The 19,540-nt window shown below is 69.7% G+C and carries 21 protein-coding genes; 10 read left to right on the plus strand and 11 right to left on the minus strand.

What is annotated here, in order from left to right:
• The first annotated feature begins 65 nt into the window (after positions 1-65).
• The 3 genes from TsocGM_RS04745 (at position 66) to TsocGM_RS04755 (ending at position 3,573) form a co-directional block, all read left to right on the plus strand.
• Positions 66-1,499: a spinster family MFS transporter gene (locus TsocGM_RS04745; protein ID WP_158633379.1), complete on the plus strand. Its 1,434-nt coding sequence runs from the start codon at positions 66-68 to the stop codon at positions 1,497-1,499.
• A gap of 171 nt (positions 1,500-1,670) precedes the next feature.
• Positions 1,671-2,666, plus strand: coding sequence for a malate dehydrogenase (locus TsocGM_RS04750; RefSeq protein WP_126724159.1), 996 nt, complete (start codon positions 1,671-1,673; stop codon positions 2,664-2,666).
• Between the two features lie 16 nt (positions 2,667-2,682).
• Positions 2,683-3,573, plus strand: coding sequence for an RpnC/YadD family protein (locus tag TsocGM_RS04755; protein WP_126724160.1), 891 nt, complete (start codon positions 2,683-2,685; stop codon positions 3,571-3,573).
• A 3-nt stretch (positions 3,574-3,576) separates the two neighbouring features.
• On the opposite strand, the gene TsocGM_RS04760 is transcribed toward TsocGM_RS04755, so the two are convergent.
• The 3 genes from TsocGM_RS04760 to TsocGM_RS04770 are packed head-to-tail and all read right to left on the minus strand — an operon-like array spanning position 3,577 to position 6,102.
• A complete protein-coding gene (locus tag TsocGM_RS04760; protein ID WP_126724161.1) occupies positions 3,577-4,425 on the minus strand; it encodes an energy-coupling factor ABC transporter ATP-binding protein in 849 nt (282 codons plus the stop codon).
• Positions 4,422-5,105: an energy-coupling factor transporter transmembrane component T family protein gene (locus tag TsocGM_RS04765; protein WP_126724162.1), complete on the minus strand. Its 684-nt coding sequence runs from the start codon at positions 5,103-5,105 to the stop codon at positions 4,422-4,424. The genes TsocGM_RS04760 and TsocGM_RS04765 overlap by 4 nt, the downstream gene beginning before the upstream one ends.
• Entirely contained in the window at positions 5,095-6,102 is a 1,008-nt protein-coding gene (locus TsocGM_RS04770) for an energy-coupling factor ABC transporter permease (protein WP_126724163.1), read from the minus strand. The genes TsocGM_RS04765 and TsocGM_RS04770 overlap by 11 nt, the downstream gene beginning before the upstream one ends.
• Positions 6,103-6,439: 337 nt before the next feature.
• Between TsocGM_RS04770 and TsocGM_RS04775 the strand changes: the two genes are divergently transcribed.
• The gene (locus TsocGM_RS04775) at positions 6,440-7,234 is read left to right on the plus strand and encodes a hypothetical protein (RefSeq protein WP_126724164.1); all 795 of its coding nucleotides are present in this window, start codon (positions 6,440-6,442) and stop codon (positions 7,232-7,234) included.
• On the opposite strand, the gene TsocGM_RS04780 is transcribed toward TsocGM_RS04775, so the two are convergent.
• A complete protein-coding gene (locus TsocGM_RS04780; protein ID WP_126724165.1) occupies positions 7,150-7,536 on the minus strand; it encodes a DNA polymerase ligase N-terminal domain-containing protein in 387 nt (128 codons plus the stop codon). The genes TsocGM_RS04775 and TsocGM_RS04780 overlap by 85 nt on opposite strands.
• Before the next feature lie 131 nt (positions 7,537-7,667).
• Between TsocGM_RS04780 and TsocGM_RS04785 the strand changes: the two genes are divergently transcribed.
• Positions 7,668-8,129 carry a ferritin-like domain-containing protein gene (locus tag TsocGM_RS04785; RefSeq protein ID WP_126724166.1) on the plus strand — a complete coding sequence of 154 codons (462 nt, stop codon included), beginning with the start codon at positions 7,668-7,670 and terminating at the stop codon, positions 8,127-8,129.
• 96 nt (positions 8,130-8,225) lie between these two features.
• Here the strand turns inward: TsocGM_RS04785 and TsocGM_RS04790 are convergent, their stop codons facing one another.
• Entirely contained in the window at positions 8,226-8,543 is a 318-nt protein-coding gene (locus TsocGM_RS04790) for a hypothetical protein (protein ID WP_126724167.1), read from the minus strand.
• 314 nt (positions 8,544-8,857) lie between these two features.
• On the opposite strand from TsocGM_RS04790, the gene glnA reads away from it, so the two are divergent.
• Entirely contained in the window at positions 8,858-10,273 is a 1,416-nt protein-coding gene (gene glnA / locus TsocGM_RS04795; RefSeq protein ID WP_126724168.1) for a type I glutamate--ammonia ligase, read from the plus strand.
• A 125-nt stretch (positions 10,274-10,398) separates the two neighbouring features.
• Here the strand turns inward: glnA and TsocGM_RS04800 are convergent, their stop codons facing one another.
• From TsocGM_RS04800 to TsocGM_RS04810, 3 genes are all read right to left on the minus strand, one after another.
• Positions 10,399-10,845 carry a YHS domain-containing protein gene (locus tag TsocGM_RS04800; protein ID WP_126724169.1) on the minus strand — a complete coding sequence of 149 codons (447 nt, stop codon included), beginning with the start codon at positions 10,843-10,845 and terminating at the stop codon, positions 10,399-10,401.
• 185 nt (positions 10,846-11,030) lie between these two features.
• The gene (gene lspA, locus TsocGM_RS04805; RefSeq protein WP_233578336.1) at positions 11,031-11,606 is read right to left on the minus strand and encodes a signal peptidase II; all 576 of its coding nucleotides are present in this window, start codon (positions 11,604-11,606) and stop codon (positions 11,031-11,033) included.
• Positions 11,607-11,682: 76 nt separating this feature from the next.
• A complete protein-coding gene (locus tag TsocGM_RS04810) occupies positions 11,683-12,078 on the minus strand; it encodes a TraR/DksA family transcriptional regulator (protein ID WP_126724170.1) in 396 nt (131 codons plus the stop codon).
• A gap of 295 nt (positions 12,079-12,373) precedes the next feature.
• Between TsocGM_RS04810 and TsocGM_RS04815 the strand changes: the two genes are divergently transcribed.
• Both TsocGM_RS04815 and TsocGM_RS04820 read left to right on the plus strand, forming a co-directional pair.
• The gene (locus tag TsocGM_RS04815) at positions 12,374-13,402 is read left to right on the plus strand and encodes an NAD-dependent epimerase/dehydratase family protein (protein WP_126724171.1); all 1,029 of its coding nucleotides are present in this window, start codon (positions 12,374-12,376) and stop codon (positions 13,400-13,402) included.
• Between the two features lie 175 nt (positions 13,403-13,577).
• Positions 13,578-14,114, plus strand: coding sequence for a type 1 glutamine amidotransferase domain-containing protein (locus TsocGM_RS04820; RefSeq protein ID WP_126724172.1), 537 nt, complete (start codon positions 13,578-13,580; stop codon positions 14,112-14,114).
• Here the strand turns inward: TsocGM_RS04820 and TsocGM_RS04825 are convergent.
• The 3 genes from TsocGM_RS04825 to TsocGM_RS04835 form a co-directional block, all read right to left on the minus strand.
• Positions 14,068-15,594: a M56 family metallopeptidase gene (locus tag TsocGM_RS04825; RefSeq protein WP_158633380.1), complete on the minus strand. Its 1,527-nt coding sequence runs from the start codon at positions 15,592-15,594 to the stop codon at positions 14,068-14,070. The genes TsocGM_RS04820 and TsocGM_RS04825 overlap by 47 nt on opposite strands.
• Positions 15,595-15,655: 61 nt before the next feature.
• On the minus strand, positions 15,656-16,096 hold the full coding sequence (locus TsocGM_RS04830; RefSeq protein WP_126724174.1) for a BlaI/MecI/CopY family transcriptional regulator: 441 nt from the start codon (positions 16,094-16,096) through the stop codon (positions 15,656-15,658).
• 111 nt (positions 16,097-16,207) lie between these two features.
• Positions 16,208-16,891 carry a uracil-DNA glycosylase family protein gene (locus tag TsocGM_RS04835; RefSeq protein WP_126724175.1) on the minus strand — a complete coding sequence of 228 codons (684 nt, stop codon included), beginning with the start codon at positions 16,889-16,891 and terminating at the stop codon, positions 16,208-16,210.
• Between the two features lie 201 nt (positions 16,892-17,092).
• On the opposite strand from TsocGM_RS04835, the gene cimA reads away from it, so the two are divergent.
• Both cimA and TsocGM_RS04845 read left to right on the plus strand, forming a co-directional pair.
• Complete coding sequence (cimA, locus tag TsocGM_RS04840) at positions 17,093-18,727, plus strand: citramalate synthase (protein WP_126724176.1); 1,635 nt, start codon at positions 17,093-17,095, stop codon at positions 18,725-18,727.
• A gap of 378 nt (positions 18,728-19,105) precedes the next feature.
• On the plus strand, positions 19,106-19,531 hold the full coding sequence (locus TsocGM_RS04845; protein WP_126724177.1) for a bis(5'-nucleosyl)-tetraphosphatase: 426 nt from the start codon (positions 19,106-19,108) through the stop codon (positions 19,529-19,531).
• Positions 19,532-19,540 lie beyond the last annotated feature (9 nt).

The following is a 19,540-nucleotide window of genomic DNA, read 5'->3' on the forward strand; positions in this document are numbered from 1 at the left end:
CGACCGAATCGGCGCCCGATCGGCGCCCCGAACCGGCCGATGGCCACCGAACGTCGAGCCCGGCCTTGCGCTGGGCCCTGTCCAGCTTCGCCGTCCTGTTCGTCATCCACCTGCTCGACTACCTCGACCGTTGGGCCCTGACCGGCGTACTCCCCCGCATTCAGCGCGACCTGGAGCTGACCGACTTCCCCGCCGGCTCGCTCAACTTCTTCTTCCTGCTGACGCTCAGCGTGGTCGGCCCCGTCGTCGGCTGGGCGGGGGACCGGGTCCGGCGCACCTGGCTGCTGGCCGGGGGGGTGGGGATCTGGAGCATCGCGACCGTTGGCACCGCCCTGGTCCAGAACTACCCGCAACTGGCCGCCGCCCGCCTGGTCCTCGGCATTGGCGAGGGGACCTACGGCGTGCTTGCCCCCACACTCCTGGCCGATCTCTTCCGCCGGGAATGGCGTGCCCGGGCCATGTCGGCCTTCTACATGGCAATGCCAATCGGATACGCCCTGGGGGTCTTCGGCTCGGCCTGGATCGCCCGCACCAGCGAGGCTGTGCTCGTCGGCACGCCGCTGGAGGTCTGGGCCGGCTGGCGGATGGCCTTCCTCGTCGTTGGCCTGCCGGGCCTGATCGCTTCGGTGTGCCTGATGTTCCTCCCCGAGCCGATCCGGGGAGGCACCGAGGATGTCGACCCCGAACGCGCCCGTGCCGCCGAGAAGGTCCGGCCGACGGCCGCCGATTACCAGGACCTCATGGTCAACTCCTCCTACACCTACGTCGTCTTTGGCATGGCCTCCTTCACCTTCGCCTTCGGCGGGTTCGCCTTCTGGCTGCCGTCGTACCTCCAGCGCGTGAAGGGGTTCGAGGAGCAGACGGCGACCCTCATCGTCGGCGGGACCGGCTTCCTCGCGGCGATCCTCGGCATGGGCTTTGGCGGCTGGCTGGCCGACCGCCTCTCCCGGTCCAACCCCAGGGCTCTCTTCCTCGTGCCGGGCTCGGCCATGCTCCTGTCGATCCCCTTCGTGCTGATCGGGCTCTTTGGCTCGAGCGTCCCGGTGGTCATCGGCGCCGTCTTCCTCGCCGAGATGCTCATGTTCATGAACACCGGACCGTGCAACGCCGTGATCTCCAACGTCGTCACCCCGAACATGAGGGGGGTGGCCTACGCCGTCTCCATCTTCTTCATCCACTTCCTCGGCGACCTGTGGTCCCCCGGGCTGATGGGCCTGGTGTCCGACTCCCTGGGTCACCCGGAGGTGATGGCCTCCTGGATCGGCGAGCGGCTTGCCCGGCTGGGCATCACGCCCGTGGAGCAGCAGGACGGGTCGTATCGCAACCTGACCGCCGGCATGCTCGTCGTCGTCCCGGCGATCGCCCTGGGGGGGCTGGTCCTGCTGGCCGGCGCCCGGCACCTGCCTCGGGAGATGGCCCTGATGCTGGCGAAGTTGCGGGCCGCCTCGGCACCCCCGAAGCCGAAGCCGAAGCCGAGCCCGGCCGACGAACCGGCTTGACCGCCGCCTGTTGGCCTCTCGGGGACGATTCCGGGGGACGCGGGCCAGGAATCCGGCGGAGGTCGTGGTATCATCGAGGGCGAGGCCCGGAGAGGCCCGCCTCCGCGGCCGTCGCGTCGAGGCCGGGGCCGCCCCGGGCGGCGTCTCGAACCGCTACGGAGCCCCCCGTTTATGAGCCAGCCCATCAAGGTCGCCATCACCGGCGCCGCCGGACAGATCGGCTACGCGATGCTCTTCCGGATCGCCAGCGGCGGCCTCTTCGGCCCCGACCAGCCGGTGACGCTCGGCCTGCTGGAGATCACTCCCGCCCTCGGCGCCCTCAACGGCACCCTCATGGAGCTGGAGGACTGCGCCTTCCCGCTCCTCCACGGCGTGACCGCCACCGACCAGGCCGAGGAGGCGTTCGCCGACGCCGACTGGGTGATCCTCGTCGGGGGGCTTCCCCGCAAGGAGGGGATGAGCCGAGCCGACTTGATCCGGGCCAATGGCCCGATCTTCACCGGCCAGGGGCAGGCGATCAACGCGGTCGCTCCCAGGGCCCGAGTCCTGGTCGTCGCCAACCCCTGCAACACCAACTGCCTGATCGCCCGATCGCACGCCCCGAACCTCCCCGCCGATCGCTGGTTCGCCATGACCCGGCTGGACGAGAACCGGGCCAAGGCCCAGCTCGCCGCCAAGGCCGGCGTCAACGTCGGCGAGGTCTCTCGGATGACGATCTGGGGCAACCATTCCGACACCCAGTACCCCGACTACAAGAACGCCCTGATCTCCGGCCGGCCGGCCACCGAGGTCATCCCCGACCACTCCTGGCTTGCCGAGACGTTCATCCCCACCGTCGCCAAGCGAGGCGGTGCGGTGATCAAGGCCCGGGGGGCCAGCTCCGCCGCCTCCGCCGCCAATGCCGCCCTCGACAGCGTCCGATCCGCCTCCTTCCCCACCAAGGGAGAGGACTGGCACAGCGTGGCCGTCGTCTCCGATGGCAACCCGTACGGCGTCCCCGGCGGCCTGATGTACTCCTTCCCCATCCGATCGATCGACGGCCAGGCCTGGTCGATCGTCCCCGACCTCCCCCTCGACGGCGACGCCCGGTCCCGGATCGACGCCTCCGCCCGGGAGCTCGAGCAAGAGCGAGAGGCCGTCAAGGATCTGCTTGGCCCGGCCCTCTGACCGAGCCTCCCCGGCGATGGCGACCAAGCCGTACGACGCCACCGTCAAGAAGCTCCTCGAGGCCGACCCCGCGTCCTGGCTCCGCCTGCTGCTGGGACGCGAGGCCGGCCCCGCCCGACTGCTCAACGCCGACCTTGCGACCGTGGTGAGCGAGGCCGACGAGATCCTCCAGGTCGAGTCCGAGCCCCCCTGGCTCGTTCACGTCGAGTTCCAGTCCAGCCACGACCCCGCGCTCCCCCTCCGACTCCAGCGGTACAATCTCCTCGTCCGCTACCGGCATGGGCTTCCCGTCCAGAGCATCGCCTTCCTCCTCCGACGCGAGGCCGACGGCCCTGGATTGACCGGAGAGCTCCGGCACCTCCTCCCCGACGGCCGGGAGAATCACCGCTTCCGCTTCGACGTGCTTCGAGCCTGGGAGCTTCCTCTCGACCTCCTCCTTTCCGGTGGCCTCGGGACGCTCCCGCTCGCCCCCCTGAGCGACGAGGCGGCCGCCGACCTCCCTGTCGTCCTCCGAGAGGTCCACGACCGGCTCCGCCGAGATGCCGGCCGGGAGGCCAACGACTTCTGGCTCGCCACCTTTCTCTTGATGGGGCTGAAGTACGACCCGGAGACGCTCAAGAGGATGACCGCCATGTCCAAGATCCTCGAAGACTCCCTCTCCTATCGCATGATCGTCGACAAGGGCCGAGCCGAGGGCCTCCAGGCCGGCCGAGCCGAGGGCCTCCAGGCCGGTCGAGCCGAGGGCGTGCGCCAGACGTTGATCCGACTGGGGACCAAGCGGTTCGGGCCCCCCGACGAGGAGACCGCCGCCGCGATCACCGCCATCGCCGACGTGGAACGGCTCCAGTCGCTCTGTGAGCGCACGCTGGAGGTGAACGGCTGGGAGGCCCTCCTCTCCGAGGGCTGAGCCTCAGCTGATCGCCCTACCCAGCCGCATCGAGAGCGGAAGCTCCAGGCCGTGCGCCTCCATCAGCGCCTCGTTCCCCAGGATCGTCTCGGGATCGCCGTCGGCGACGACCCGGCCGGCGTCGAGCAGGGCCACCCGGTCGCACTGCTCCAGGACGAATTCCAGGTCGTGCGTCGCGATCAACTTGGTCGCCGGCAGCGACCGGATCAAGGCCGAGAACTTGCGCCGAGACCGGGGGTCGAGGTTCGCCGTCGGCTCGTCCAGCACCAGTACCGTTGGCTCGCAGGCGAGCACCCCAGCCAGGCAGGCTCGCTTGCGCTCGCCGAAGCTTAGGTGATGCGGCGGGCGGTCGCTGGCGTCGGCCAGGTCGACGCGTTCCAGGCATTCCAGGGCGATCCGCTTCGCCTCCGCCTTCCGGCGCCCCAGGTTCAGCGGGCCGAAGGCCACGTCCTCGATCACCGTCGGGCTGAACATCTGGTCGTCGGGATCCTGGAAGAGAAGCCCAACCCGGCGCCGGATCTCCGGCCCGTGGCGGTCGTCAACCGGCATTCCGTCGATCCAGACCGACGGTTCAGCCTCTCGCTTCCTCCCCTTGCCGATCCCCGGCAGGTCGTGCCCGTGCCCGATTCCCGGAGCCGACCCCGACGCCCCCCGTCCCGGCAGCAGGCCGTTCAGGTGCAGCAGCAACGTGCTCTTCCCCGCGCCGTTGGGCCCCACCAGGGCGACGGTCTCGCCGGGACGGATCTCCAGGTCGACCCCCCGCAGGGCCTCTCGGCCGTCGGGATAGCGGTAGGTCAGGCCCCGAACGAGCACGGCGGCCGGGGGGTGGTCGGCGGGGAGGGGCTCGGTCATGTCGGGGGAAGGGTCTCGGGGCGGTCGGGTCCGTCGAGGCTGCGGACGGTGCCGTCCCAGCCCCGGGCGAGCATCGCCGCGTGCACGCGCTCTCCCCGCTCGAACGACCGGAGCATCAGGGCCGCGATCAGACCGGCGCCGAGCGGCCACTCCGCCCACCGCGACCTCCGGAACGACCGAGACCGCCTCGCCCGGGCCATCCGGCCGAGCTGGTCGGAGAGGACGAAGAGGTAACGATACATCAGGTGGAGCGTCGCCACCAGCGCCGGAGGCACCCGGAACCACGAGAGAGCCCCCAGCACCGATCGGAAGCAGGTCACTCGGGCGAACAGCAGGATCGCCCCGATCGTCAGCGCGTTCTTCGCCACGATCGTCCCCCCGACCGCCCAGGCCCCCAGCGCCGACGCCTTCGGGTGCGTCGGCGCGATCACCGCCGCCAGCACCACCACCACCGGCATCAGCGCCGCGATGCGACGCAGCAGCAGGCTCGGCGCGACCCCCGACAGCCCGACCAGACCCGCCAGCACCATCCCGGCGATCCCCAGCGGCCGCCAGCTCCCCATCGGGACGAGGACCACCGCCAGCACGAAGCCGACCACCGCTGCGAGCTTCACCCGGGCATCGAGCCGGTGCAACGGACCCCCGGCCGACCCCGGCCCCTCCAGCCAGTCAAGCCGCATGGGGTTCCGGGCCCTCCCCGCCGCTCCGGGGACCCTCGGGGCTTCGCTCCAGCCGGCTCGCGATCCCGGTCGACGCCCTCCCCAGGAACCATCCCGCGGCGAAGACCGTCACCGTTCCGATCAGCCCGGCCGCGGCCGTCACCGGGGCGATGTCGGGGAGCCCCTTCAGCGAGTAGTCGGCCATCGGGCCCGAGATCATCGCCGGCTCCTCCCCCGAGAGGAACCCCAATCGCCCGCCGACGAACTCCAGGCCGTCGTCCAGCGGCGAGGCCATCGGCGCCAGGAACGCCGCCACCGCCAGCGCCACCCCCAGTCCGGCCAGCGCCACCCTCCCCCATCGCGGCGGGGCATCCCCCTGCTCGACGACGCCAAAGATCAGGTCGGGCCGAACCGCCAGGACCGACCTCAGCACCAGGCCGGTGATCATCGCCTCGCCCAGGCCGATCGCCGCGTGCACCAACGCCATCCAGCCCAGGACCTCCGGCAACTGCTCCCACCATCCCGAGCCGGCCAGCTCGATCGCGAAGGCCAACGACGCCAGCAATACCGAGAACCAGGCCGCCACCATCGCTCCCAGCATCACCCCCGCCCGGCCGCCAACCCCCCGCCGGATCGGGTCGTAGATCGCATACCCGCCGACACTGGCAATCAGCCCCAGGTTGACGAAGTTCGCCCCCAACGCCAGGATCCCGCCGTCGGCGAACAGCAGGCATTGCACCAGCAGCACCGTCCCCATCACCACCGCCCCGGCCCAGGGGCCGAGCATCACCGCCGCCAGCACCCCTCCGATCAGGTGCCCCGACGCCGGCAAGACCAGCAGCGGAAAGTTCACCATCTGCGCCGCGAAGACGAACGCGGCCATGATCCCCATCAGGACCACCGTCCGGTCCCTCAGCCTCCGCTCCAGCCGCTTCAGCCCCAGCGAGAAGCCCCCCAGGGCGATCGCTCCGCTAGCAATCAGCACCGGCTGGGACAGCACGTGATCGGGGATGTGCATCGCGATTCGGCTCCGCCGCGACAGGCCCCTGGGCCGCTCTCGACCGCCTCGGATGGCGGTCGACCCCATCGGCCTCGGTTATGCGCTTCTTTGCCATTCGCGCATAACTCGCCCGCCCCGTCAACGGTCCAGGGCCCGAATTGGCGACGATTTCCATCCCCTGGCGAGGGGAGCCATCGACCTCTCGGCTCCGATCTCGCCGGTCGGTCCGAATTGACGGGATTTGAGGCTGATTCTATGCTCCCGATTGGTCCGATCTTAACGACATCGCTTCTCCCTCCTCCTCGCGATCGCCCTGCTCCGTCCCCAAGGGTCCTGGTCACCCGGAGGACCATCAATGCGTGCGACACGGAAGCGCAGGATCGTCGCGATCGTCGCGGCCCTGGTCGTCCTCGGGACCCTTTTCTCGCTGGCCGCCTGGCAGTCGTTGACCTACGAGCCCGCCTTCTACCGGGAGCGTGCCCAGGTCGACCGGACCCACCGACGGGTCGAGGCGGACCGCTTCGTCTCCCAGACCTTCCAGCTTCGCAACGACATCGTCAATGAGGCCCACTGGGAGGCCAGCTTCTCCGACGAGGAGGTCAATGCCTGGCTTGCCGAACACCTGGTCACACACTTCGCCGAGTTCCTCCCCGATGGCGTGAGAGACCCCCTGGTCGCCTTCGACCTCGACCGGGTGACCCTCGCCTTCAAGTACGATCGAGGCCCGTTCACCTCCCTCGTCTGGGCGATCGCCCGGGTTCAGGTCGCCGACGATCGCACCGTCGCCCTCACCCTGGAGAAGATCCGGGCCGGCGCCATGCCCGTCTCCCCCGAGGAGGTGATCGCCCCCATCATCCATCGCCTCCAGTCCTACGGCCTCGACGTCGACTGGCGCATTGTGGACGGCGAGCCGGTCGCCTTCATCCGCTACTCCCCCTCTCCCGCCCGAGGCGATGTCGTGCTCGAGCGCGTCGTCATCCTCGACGGCCGGCTCTACATCAGCGGCCGATCCGACCAGGACGCCGGCCGGGTCACCCGGCTCACGCTCCCGACCCGCCGCGTCCTTCAGATGAACTTTCCCATCCGGAACCGCCATGAGCACCGGCCCTTGCCGAAGCCCCGGAGCAATTCCGCCTCGCCGATGACCTGATCCCCGAGCAGGCGAACGACGACCCGGTCCTCCTCCCACTGAATCGACTCGTAGGTCCCCCGGTCGAGGCGCCGGACCTCCCCCCGGTCGCCGGAGATCGGGCCCTCGTAGTCGAGGTAGGCCAGCCGATGATCGGGCAGGGGGGAGGCCTCGGCCTCGCTCTCCGGCCCCGGAGCGGCCGACAGCGCCCAGGTCGCCAGCACGCCCCCCCGCTCGAGCATGAAGTCCCAGTGGACCCCCCGCCAACGGTGCTCCAGCACGACGAAACGTCCCCCGACCCCCCGGGTGTCCTCCTCGGTCATCCCCTCCTCCTCCCAGCCCACCTGGAGTGATCCGGCCCGATGGCCTAGAATGGAGTGGTCATGTCCCCTGATCGCCGGCCTCTCGGTCCCATGCCCGCCGGGCGATCACGTCCATTCAAAAAGGAGGGATCATGGACCGCGCCGCGATGATCGACAAGCTCAACGAGATCCTCAAGTGGGAGTACGCCGGGCTGATCCAGTACACCCAGTACAGCTTCCTCGTTCGAGGCACCTGGCGACAGGTCTACGCCGAGTTCTTCCGAGCGGAGGGTGAGGAAGCCCTGGAGCACGCGCACAAAATCGGAGACAAGATCGCCGCCCTCGGCGGCGTGACCACCGTCGAGCGCGGCGAGGTGAAGGTCACAACCGATCTGCTCGAGATGCTGAGCAACTCCCTGGAGATGGAGCGCCACCACGTCGCGCTCTACACCGAGGCCGTGCAAATGTGCGAGGACCGCGACGTCGGCCTCCGGAACCTGCTCGAGGACATCTGCCAGATGGAGCAGGACACCGCCGACCACCTTTCCAAGATCCTCGAGGAACAGGACCTGGCCCTCGGCGCCGCTCCCCGAGCCCAGCAGCGCACGGGTTGATCCGGGAGGGAAACTGCCGACATCGAGGATTCCCGGGCCGTTCGTCGCTCGACAGCGGCCCGAGCCCCTCCCGCGCCGATTCCCCGGCAATCAGCCTCACTCCGAGCCGTCTCCGGCCGCCAGCCGGAACCGATGGGGAGGCTTCGGCCCGGGGAACGGCAAGGTCGCCGGACGCTCCTCGGCCGCCGGCACGATCGCCTCCCGGGCCTCGGCCGAGCCGAGCGCCGCCTGCAACCGCGCCCACTGCCTCGGGTCCAGCGCCAGCGATCGCTGCGTGAACCAGCCAATCCCCTCGGCGTAATCCTGCTCGGCCAGGCAGATCAACAGCTTTCCGTCCCCGTCCTGTTCCAGGGAAACCTGGAGCCTCCGGTACGGGGCCGAGCCGGGCATTGTGGTCAGGACCGTTCGCGACACGGTCGTCCCTCCGGAGATCGGCAGCAGGGTTCGTGGGGGGGGGCCGGGTGGGATGTGATTGAGATTCAATCTCAACCGTGGTATCTTCAGAATATCGCCCCCCCGCCGGAGAATCAAGCGCGTTTTTTTCGATCGTCGTGATCCGACCGGCTCGGTGGCCGTCTCCGGCCTTGGTTGGCCGGTCTGGTCAGGGGAGCGCCGGTCGGTTAAGCTCTCGGCTGTCGCCCGCCATTGGCGGGAGGCCAGGGAGCGGGCGCCGGTCCAGAGCCGAGGGCCGGCCAGTGGCGACCGGCCGGTCGCGGGGGAGTGTTGGCGTGAGCCCGAAAGAGGTCCTGGCATATATCCGCCAGCGCGAGGTGTTCACGGTCGATCTTCGGTTCATGGACTTCCCTGGCGTCTGGCAGCACTTTGCCATCCCGGCCGACTCGCTGACCGAGGCCACCTTCGAGGAAGGGATTCCCTTCGACGGTTCCAGCGTCCTCGGCTGGCGAGCGATCAACGAGGCCGACCTGCTGGTCGTCCCCCAGCCCGAGACGGCGCTGATCGACCCGTTCGCGTCTCGGCCGACGCTGACGATGATCTGCAACATCCAGGACCCGGTCACGCAGCAGGACTACACCCGGGACCCGCGCAACATCGCCCTGAAGAGCGTCCAGCACCTGCTCGATCTCGGCCTGGCCGACGACTGCCGGATCGCCCCCGAGCTGGAGTTCTTCCTCTTCGATTCGGTCCGATTCGACCAGACCACCAACCAGGCCTTCTACCACATCGACTCCGACGAGGGCTCCTGGAACCAGGGCAGCGCCGGGGCCGGCAACCTCGGCTACAAGCCCCGCTCCACCCTCGGCTACTTTCCCTGTCCGCCGATGGACAGCCTGTCCGACCTGCGCACGGAGATGGCGCAGATCATGGGGGACTGCGGGATCGCCACCGGCGCTCACTTCCACGAGGCCGCCACCGCCGGTCAGGGGGAGATCGACCTTCTGCCTCGGTCGCTCGTCCAGGCGGCCGACCACGTGATGCTTGCCCGATACATTGTCCGGAACGTCGCCCGACGCCACGGCAAGTCGGCCACCTTCATGCCCAAGCCGCTCTTTGGCGAGAACGGATCCGGGCTGCACACCCACCTCTCGTTCCGCTCCGAGGGGCATTCCCTGATGGCCGGCCACAATTACGCCGGCCTGAGCGACCTGGCCATGCACGCCGTCGGCGGCCTGCTCCGGCACGCCCCGGCTCTCTGCGCCTTCGGCAACCCGACGACCAACAGCTACAAGCGCCTGGTCGAGGGATTCGAGGCTCCCACCAAGCTTGCCTACAGCCGCCGCAACCGCCGAGCGATCATCCGGGTCCCGGTCCACGACCCCGGCCCCGACGGCCGTCGGATCGAGTACCGCTGCCCCGATGCCTCCGCCAATCCCTACCTCCTCTTCGCCGCCATGCTCATGGCCGCCATCGACGGCATCCTGACCCGGGCCGACCCGGGAGAGCCGCTCGACCGGGATATCTACGAACTTGGACCCGAGGAACTCGACGAGGTTCCCGGCACCCCTCGATCCCTCGACGCCGCCCTCGACGCCCTGGCCGACGACCACGCCTTCCTCCTCCGGGGAGACGTCTTCACCCCGGATATCATCGACACCTGGATCTGGTACAAGCGCCAGCACGAGGTCGAGGCCGTCCGGGTCCGACCCCACCCCTTCGAGTTCTCGCTCTACTACGACGTCGGTTGACCATCCCGTCCCGGCTCTCCCTCGGAAACGCGAGCCGCCCGCCGGGCCGGTGAGGCCTGCGGCGGGCGGCAGTGGTCGTCAGACGGGGTTCCGTCGGTCGATCCGGGTGGGAGCGACAACAGAGGTCACTCCTTCTCCTTGATCTTGAACGCCTTCTCGAACGGCTTGGCGGCGAAGATCAGGGTGAGCTTCTCGGCGTCCTCGGCCCCCTCGACCTTGGCCAGGCAGTTGCCGCAGCAGACGGCGACCGTCGCGCCGGCGATCTCGGCCGTCTTGGTCTCGTCGACCGGGCGGCCGGAGAGCGGGCAGCAGAGCTGCTCGGCCTGGCCGGTGGCGACCAGTTGGGCGTTGGCCTTCTCGGCGAACTTCTCGGTGTCGGCGGTGAAGGCGGCCGGGCACTTCGCGCAGCAGAAGAAGACGGTCGCTCCCTTGTAGTCGACCTTCTGAGCGGCCTTCACCGGGCCTCCCGAGACCGGGCACTTGGCCGAGTCGAGCTTCGGCTCCTCCGGCGCGATGAAGCCGAGGGCGGGGACGGCGAAGGCGATCGCCAGCAGCAAGGTTCGCGTGCGCATCGTTTGGTCCTCTAGAACCGTTGTGATCGAGCGGGATGCCGTACGTCCCGGGTCCGCCGGGCCGGGCCGCGTCGTGCACCGCGGACGACCCTGGGGAGATGGACCCCGAACGCCCCCCTACTGTAGCGCGTCCCTCACCGGGCGTACAGGGGGCATCGTGTCGTGACTCCGGAGTCCCGGGAGGCTCACGATTCCGGGCTCGTCTCGGGCGGTTTCGGCTCCGGCCGCATCGCCAGCAGCATCAGCCCGATGGCGCCGATCACCAGCATGTTGTCCGCGAAGTTGAAGATCGGGAAGTCGAACCCGATCGAGTCGACGTGCACGTGCACGAAGTCCCGGACGTGGCCGAACCGCAGCCGGTCGTAGCAATTGCCGATCGCCCCGGCCATGATCAGCCCCAGCGCGATCGTCTGCCAGCGATCCGAGGCGTGCCCGAGCACGAACAGCCAGTACACGATGAACACCGCCGCCACGATCGACAGGGCCGCGAACATCAGGCTGCTGAACGACAACTCGCCGCCGATTCCCCAGAGCGCCCCGGTGTTGTAGCTCGTCCGCAGCTCGACCACCTCGCCGACGACCGACGCCGCCGGGGACCCAGGAGGCCCGACCCAATCGAAGATCACCGCCTTGGTCGTCAGGTCGAAGGCCGCTCCCCCCAGCGCCAGCGCCCAGAAGAGCACCCACCGGGAGGCCGGCACCGCCGGGCGAGCGTCCCGATCCCCCTGGATGCCGGACTGCGACCGAGTCTCCATTGCCATCGCCGAGCCTCTTGGCGTCCTGCCGGGCCGGGCCGGGCCCGGGCCGGGGTTCGGGTCGGGATCGTCCGAATCAGCCCTAGGCCGAAGGCCCCTCGTGCGCCCGGGCACACTCGATGCAATACCGGGTATAGGGCAAGGCCTGGAGCCGGGCCTTGGCGATCGGCTTGCCGCAGCCGCCGCAGATCCCGTAGGTTCCCCCGTCCAGGCGGGCCAGCGCCTCCGAGATTTCTCCCAGGGTTTCCTGTTCGTTCTCGATCAGCCCGAGCGTGAACTCCTGCTCGTAATTGTCCGTTCCCAGGTCGGCCAGGTGCATCGGCATGGTCGACAGGTTACCGTTGCCCCCTTCGCCCCCCCGGTGCAGGGCTTGCTCGGTCATCTGATCGAGGTCCCCCTGGAGCCGGGCCCGGAGGAAGAGGAGGGCCTTGCGGTACCCCTCCAGTTCCCCTGGCTTCAATCGGGAGTCGCTGGCCATCGGTCCGATCCTCCGCGGGCGCGCTCGCCGTGAGGGGGACGGAGACGGGGCATTCTCGTCTGCCCTCGCCCCCCCTGTCAACCTGGGCAGCCTCCTCGGATCGAGGCCGCCGGACGCGCGTACCCTTCCAGGCTACACCGAGCCGATCGGCCGACGCCAGACCTGGCCCCGGGATCGCCGGGCCGCTTGACCCAGGCCGGCGCTGGGGTAGCCTTTGCTCGAAATGCCCCGGCGCCGCCGCCGGCCGGGATCGGCCGGGCGTCGCCGCGCCCCACCGTCCGTCCGGAGCGGCCCCATGAGCGACCCGTCCAAGACCATCTTCGTCACCGGGGGCAGCGGCCTGGTCGGTAGCCACGCCGTCGAGGAGGCCCTCCGGCGCGGCCACCGTGTCCGGGCGCTGGTCCGGCCTACCAGCGACACCACCTGGCTCGACCGCTGGGGCGTCGAGAAGGTGCTTGGCGACCTCGAAGACCCCGCCTCGCTCCGGATCGGCTGCGAGGGGGCCGACTGGGTCTTCAACTGCGCCGCCAAGGTGGGAGACTGGGGCACTCTGGAGGAATTCCGCCGTCTGAACGTCGAGGCCCTTCGCCTGCTGCTCGACGCCTCGGTCGCCGCGAACGTCTCCCGGTTCGTCCACGTCAGCTCGCTGGGCGTCTACGAGGGGAGAGACCACCACGGGACCGACGAGACCACCCCGCCGGCGGCCAACTCCCTCGACGCCTACACCCGATCCAAGACCGAGGCCGAGCAACTGGCCCTCCGCTACCATGCCGAGCGGGGCCTGGCCGTCTCGGTCGTCCGTCCGGGCTTCATCTACGGCGAGCGCGACCGCACCGTCCTGCCCAAGCTGCTGGACGCCCTGCGCAAGGGGACCTTCACCTACTTCGGCTCCGGTGATCAGGCGCTCAACTGCATCTACGTCAAAAACCTCGTCGCCGGCATCTTCCTCGCCGCCGAGGTCCCCGCCGCCGTCGGCGAGGTCTTCAACCTGACGGATGGTCAACGCATCTCCAAGCGGCAGTTCGTCTCGCGAGTCGCCGAGCTTGCCGGCCTCGAGCCTCCCTCGCGCAAGATTCCCCTGAAGCTTGCGAAGGTGCTGGCGACCGTGGTCGAGGGGATCGCCAAGGCCCGGGGGGCCAAGCGACCCCCGATCATCAACAAGGCCCGCTACAAGTTCCTCGGACTGAACCTCGACTATTCCATCGAGAAGGCCCGTCGCGTCCTCGGCTACAACCCGCCCTATTCGTTCGAGCAGGGGATCGAGGCCGCCATGGCCGACCTCACCGGCAAGCCCTCCCCGATCCAGCCGGCTCCCGCCTCCTGATCCGATTCCCGGCACGCGGCGGGTCCCCTCCTCGGCCCGGAGGTTGCTCCTCCCGATTCCTCGACGGCCGATCGCCCCGGTCGCTAGACTGGCGGCGATCCGGCCGCTCCGCGTCCCTTCGCGATCACAATCGAGAGCGAGCCGACCCCAACGCAGCCAAGAGGGATTCCCGACGATGAACCAACTCAAGGGCAAGCGCGTCGCCGTCCTGGTCGAGAAGCTGTACGAGGACCTGGAACTCTGGTATCCGGTCCTCCGCCTCCGGGAGGCCGGATGCGAGGTCAAGATCGTCGGCCCGAAGGCCGGCGAGACGTATTCCTCCAAGCACGGTTATCCCGCCCAGGCCGACGTCTCCGCCGCCGAGGTGAGCGCGAGGGACTTCGACGCGGTCGTCGTCCCCGGCGGCTACTCCCCCGACCACATGAGGCGATGCCAGCCGATGGTCGACCTCGTCACCGAGGCCGTCCGCTCCGGCAAGGTGGTCGCCGCCATCTGCCACGGCCCGTGGATGCTCTGCTCCACCAAGTCGATTCAGGGGAGGCGCCTCACCGGCTTCTTCGCCATCCGCCACGACGTCGAGAACGCCGGCGCCTTCTGGGAAGACGCCTCCTGCGTCCGGGACGGGAACCTCGTCACCAGCCGGACCCCGGACGACCTACCCGCCTTCATGACGGGCCTCTTCGAGGCGATGGCCGAGGGTTCCTCCCGCTGACGGCCCCCGGCGACTCCCCTCGGTCAGCTCGATCGGCCTCCTGGATCGGGACCTCCCGCCGGAACGGTTCCTCGATCGGCTCCAGCACCAGGTCCCGGATCCGGATCGGCCGTTCCGGGGGCGGCAGGATCGAGAACCAGGAGGAATCCTCCTCCCGGAGCGAGGTGGTCGGCACCGATCGGCCGTCGATCCAGAGCCGGGCCGAGCCCTCCTCGACCTCCAGCCGGATCCGACGCCAGACCTCCGGCCCCTCCGGCACCCCCGCCATCGGCTGGGAAGGGTCCCCCAGGCAATGCCCGGCGACCGCGATCGCCGCCAGCGACCCCGGGTCGGCCCTCAGGTCCATCGTCAGGACGAACCGTCTGGGCAGCGGGGCGGGAAGCCGCAACGGCGACCCCACCGGCGCCGCGTCGATCTCCAGTTCCCGGATCCGGAACGTCACGGCCTCCGCTGCCGGTCGCATCGGGAACGCCACCCGCTCCGAGCCGCCCGGCAACCCCCCGATCGACAGCCGGGAGGTCAGCAGCAGTAGCAAGGCGGCCGCCGGCGGCAGCGACCACCGCCACCACGGCGGTGTTTCCCGCTCGATCGGGAACGGGCAGTGGATCAGCATCGCCACCCGACGGACCAGGGGAGAGCCGCCCGGGTCGCTCCCCCTTCCCGAGGCCCTCCCGGCGACTCCCGACACCCCCCTCCCCGCGGCCATGGCCACAAGTGAACTCGCATACGAGGCCGAGGCCCCGCCCAGCCCCCGGGCCGCCCGATCGTCGGCCAGGATCTCCTGATCCAGCCGCAGTTGTCTCGCCAGCCACCACGCGGGCGGTAGCGCGAACCAGACCGCCTGCGCCAGCCCGGCGAGCCAGTGGAACAGCGGGTCCGATCGCTCCGAGTGCGCCAGCTCATGGAGCATCCCGAGGCGGAGCCGATCGGCCTGCTCGGCCCCGGGGCGGTCCCAGTCGGTCGGAATCACGATCGTCGGCCGGGAGCCTCCCACCAGGACTGGCCTCCCAACCCGGTCGGATCGCTTCAAGGCGGGTCGCCTTCCCAATCTTCCTTCAAACGGAAGCGTCTCGTAGAGCCGGAGCGCCTCGGGCGACGGCTCCTCGGCCGTCCGCACCAGCCGACGCATCGCCCAGGCCCCCAGCAGCGACCAGGAGATCCCCGCCGAGGCGATCGCCGCGTATCCGATCGTCAAGGCCCGGCCCACTCCGACGAGGGCGGCCGACATCTCGGCCGAGCCGATCCATCCCGGCTCGATCGAGCCGATCTTCCCGGGCATCCAGTTCAACAGGCCGATCCGGCCCTCGCGAAGCAGCGAGAGCGGCACCAGCGCCAGCGCCCCGACCAGGCCCAGCCGGGCCAGGTCCCGGCGCCGGATCGGCTGCCGGCAACCGACCGCCGCGACCATCGCCAGCGACAGCCAGGCCGCCGCCATCACCCCGACGTCGATCAGCCACCCGCCGAGGCGGTCGATCGCCACGACCATCCGATCGCCCTGTTGCGTGGTCCGAAGCCAAGCGCCCTTCGATCGCCCTCCCGCCTCAGCGGGCCGACCCGTTGGCCCGTCCGTTCCCTTCGCCGTCTTCCGGCGTCGGGGAACCGTGCTTCTGGGCGGCGTCGAGCATCGCCCGGAGCCGCTCGAACTCCTCCGCCGAGGGCGGCTTCGAGTCCAGCAACGCGACCAGCATCCGGTCCAGCGCCCCGTCGAACACCCGGTCGACGAACCTCCTCGTCAGCTCCCGGATCGTCCGCTCCGGCGACTTCTTCGGGGAGTAGATGAACGTCCTCCCCTCCACCACGTGACGGACCAGCCCTTTTTTCTCCTCCATGATGTTCAGGAGCGTTTGCACCGTGCTGTAGGCCACCGGCCCGCTATCTCGGACCAGCTCCTCCTGCACCTCCCGGACGCTCGCGCTCCCCTTGGCCCACAAGACCTTGAGGATCTCCAGCTCTCGGTCGGTGACCATCTGGACTTTCCGCATCGTTGGGCCCCCCGCTGGCGAGAACGTCGTCGTTCGGTCGTTTCAACCTAACGCCGCCCCACCCCCCAAACAACCCCGAAGCCTTACGGACCCCCCGAATTCGGGAACTAATCATGACGCCTCGATCGCATCCAGCCGAGCCTTCAAGAGCCCCGAGAACCTCGGATACCACCGCTGGTTCAGCGGAGAAGGGTGCGGCAACGGGCAGACCACGATCGGTTTCCGGATCTCCGTTTCCCCACCGTCCGACTTCGCCACCAGCTCGCAGGGGAACTCCGCCTCGTACCGATCCTCCCGATTCCAGAACTCGTCTGCCGCGCCGGGCTCCGCATACGGCGAGAACCACCGGAACGCCTCGGTCCCGAGGCTGAGCACCCGGTTCCCCGACCAGTGCCCCGCCAGGAACTCCGCGACGAACGGCCGGAACCGAGCCTTCACCGACTCCGAGTACGCCTTGTTCCCCGGCGGCTTGTACGGCACGGTGTTCGACAGCAGCACGTGCCCCAGCGCCCGTTCCAGCCTTGGGTCGTCGTTGGTCGGCTCGCCGATGAACTTGCGGTAGACTCCCTGCCGGACGAGCTTCCCGCCGGCGCCGATCTGGGGCTGCCCCCATTTCACCTCGTCCTTGCCCAGGTCCCGGCCGAACGAGCAGATCGGCGCCGAGAGGGACCCGGCAAACAGGATCGGCCGCCTCGGGTCCTTGCCCGACGCCTCGTACACCGGCTCGTCGATCGGAAAGTCGGCCCGGAGGGCCTCCTGGTGGATCGCCTCGATGAGTTCGTCGAGCGTTCGCATCGGTCGGGGGGCTCCTCGGGGAGGGGGGCGATCGGACGCGGTCGGCCCCCGATCTTGCCCCGATCCCACCCCCCGGGCCAGGGGACGATCCCGGCGAACCCCGCCGATCCCCCCGTGTCCGGGAGTCGTCGCGCGGCCCCAACTTCTGCTAGGATGGTTCGTCGCGCGACCTCGACCGCTCTTGCGCCAGGTGGACCGCCCATGACCCGCATCGCCATCTACGACACGACCCTGCGAGACGGTAGCCAGGGCGAGGGGGTGAACTTCTCGCTCCAGGACAAGCTGCTGATTACCTCCCGCCTGGACGAGCTCGGGGTCGACTACATCGAGGGCGGCTACCCCCTCTCCAACCCCAAGGACGAGGCCTACTTCCGGGAGGTCCGCGATCTCGACCTCTCCCACGCCCGAGTCGCCGCCTTCGGCATGACCCGGCGCCGGGACATCGCCGCCGAGGACGACCCGGGCATGAAGGCCCTCGCCGGGGCGAGGTCGCCGGTCATCACCGTCGTCGGCAAGAGCTGGGACCTGCACGCCCTGGAGGTCCTCGGCGTCTCCCTGGAGGAGAACCTCCGGATGATCGCCGACTCCGTCGCCTTCCTCGCCGCCGCCCCGCACGGCCCCGAGGTCGTCTACGACGCCGAGCACTTCTTCGACGGCTACAAGCGCAACCCCGATTACGCCCTGAAGACCATCCGAGCCGCCGCCGACGCCGGCGCCTCCTGGATCGTCCTCTGCGACACCAACGGCGGCACCCTCCCCGAGCAGATCGCCGACGCCGTCGACGCCGTGAAGGCCGCCGTCTCCGTTCCCATCGGCATCCACACCCACAACGACGGCGAGCTGGCCGTCGCCAACACCCTGGCCGCCGTCCGCCGAGGCGCCACCCAGGTCCAGGGCACGATCAACGGCATCGGCGAGCGCTGCGGCAACGTCGACCTTTGCTCCGTGATCGCCAACCTCTCCCTCAAGTATGAGGGCTACGAGCTCCTCCTGCCCGGCAGCCTCGTCCACCTCACCGAGGCCTCCCGATACGTCTACGAGCTGGCGAACCTGAACTTCCGCAGCGGCCAGCCGTTCGTCGGCGCCAGCGCCTTCGCCCACAAGGGCGGCATGCACGTCCACGGCATTCGCAAGGTCGTCAGCAGCTACGAGCACATCGACCCGGCGCTCGTCGGCAACGAGCGCCGGGTGCTCGTCAGCGAGCTCTCCGGCCGCTCGAACATCGCGGAGAAGCTCGCCGAGCACGGCCTGGAGCACGACGCCGCCCTGATGGCCCGAGTGCTTGGCCGCGTCCAGGACCTGGAGAACGAGGGTTACCAGTTCGAGGCGGCCGAGGCCAGCTTCGTCCTGCTCGTCGAGAAGGAGGCCGGCCGCTACCGCAACTGGTTCGAGCGCCTGCACTACCACGTCAGCGTCGAGGCCCGGGACGGCGGCGAGCCGATCACCGAGGCCACCGTCAAGCTCCGGATCGGCGACGTTATCGAGCACACCGTCTCCGAGGGGGACGGCCCGGTCAACGCCCTCGACGGCGCCCTCCGCAAGGCGCTCGAGCCCCACTTCCCCCGCCTCCGAGAGATGTCCCTCGTCGACTACAAGGTCCGCGTCATCAACGCCCGGGCCGGCACCGCCGCCCGCGTCCGCGTCGTCATCGAGAGCCAAGACAAGGACGCCGTCTGGGGCACCGTCGGCGTCTCCGAGAACGTCATCGAGGCCTCCTGGCTCGCCCTCGTCGACGCCTTCGACCACAAGCTCTCCAAGGATGCCCGTCAGGCGCCCCCCGAGCAGGAGGCCCCGCTCGTTCCCGCCGCCGCCGAGACCCCGTCGGCGGCCCGGTAACTCGGTTCTTCGGCTTCGAGACCCACCCCGCTCCCTGATCGCCGGGCAGCGGCTGCCCGGAGGCGAGGGAGGGAAGCAGAGCGGGGCCAATCCCCGACGATCCGATTGGATCGATCGAACACCGCTCCCGGAGCCGTCACCATCCGATCGGGGAAGACGAGCGGATGAGGGGCGAGTTCGAGCATCCCGATCGGCCCCCAGCGGCCCCAGCCCGAGAACCATCGCCCGGGGCGGATCCTCCCCTCGGGCGTCCGGGGTTTCGCTGGGGGCTCATCCCGGCGGCCCGCTCCGCGATCGTCTCCGACCTGTTGCCCGGATTCCTGGTCCTCTGAGCATCGGGTCCGCTCCCCCCGCTCCCTCATCTCCGCATCGAGTCCCATGCGACGCATCCGAGCCTGCGGCATCCTCCTAATGACCCGCTCCTCTCCCCGATCCTTCCTCCTCCTGCGCCATGACGACCGCTGGGACCTTCCCAAGGGGCGCGTCGACGGCGACGAATCCGACCTCGACTGCGCCCTCCGCGAGTTCGAGGAGGAGACCGGCATCCCCCGCTCCTCGATCGCCCTCGACCCCACCTTCCGCTACACCGAGGTCTACTCCCCCATCCGCAAGAAGACCGGCGAGCGCGACCACAAGACCCTCGTCATCTTCCTCGCCACCGTCCCCGACCGCCTGGAGATCACGCTCACCGAGCACCTCGGCCACGAATGGGTCGAGTGGCGTCCTCCCCACGACATCCAGGCCAACACAATCAACCCCCTGCTCGCCGCGGTGGCCGATCACCTCTCGGCCATCGACGGCTGACCGCCCCTC

This window comes from Tautonia sociabilis (genome assembly GCF_003977685.1).
In the GTDB taxonomy this organism is placed as follows: domain Bacteria; phylum Planctomycetota; class Planctomycetia; order Isosphaerales; family Isosphaeraceae; genus Tautonia; species Tautonia sociabilis.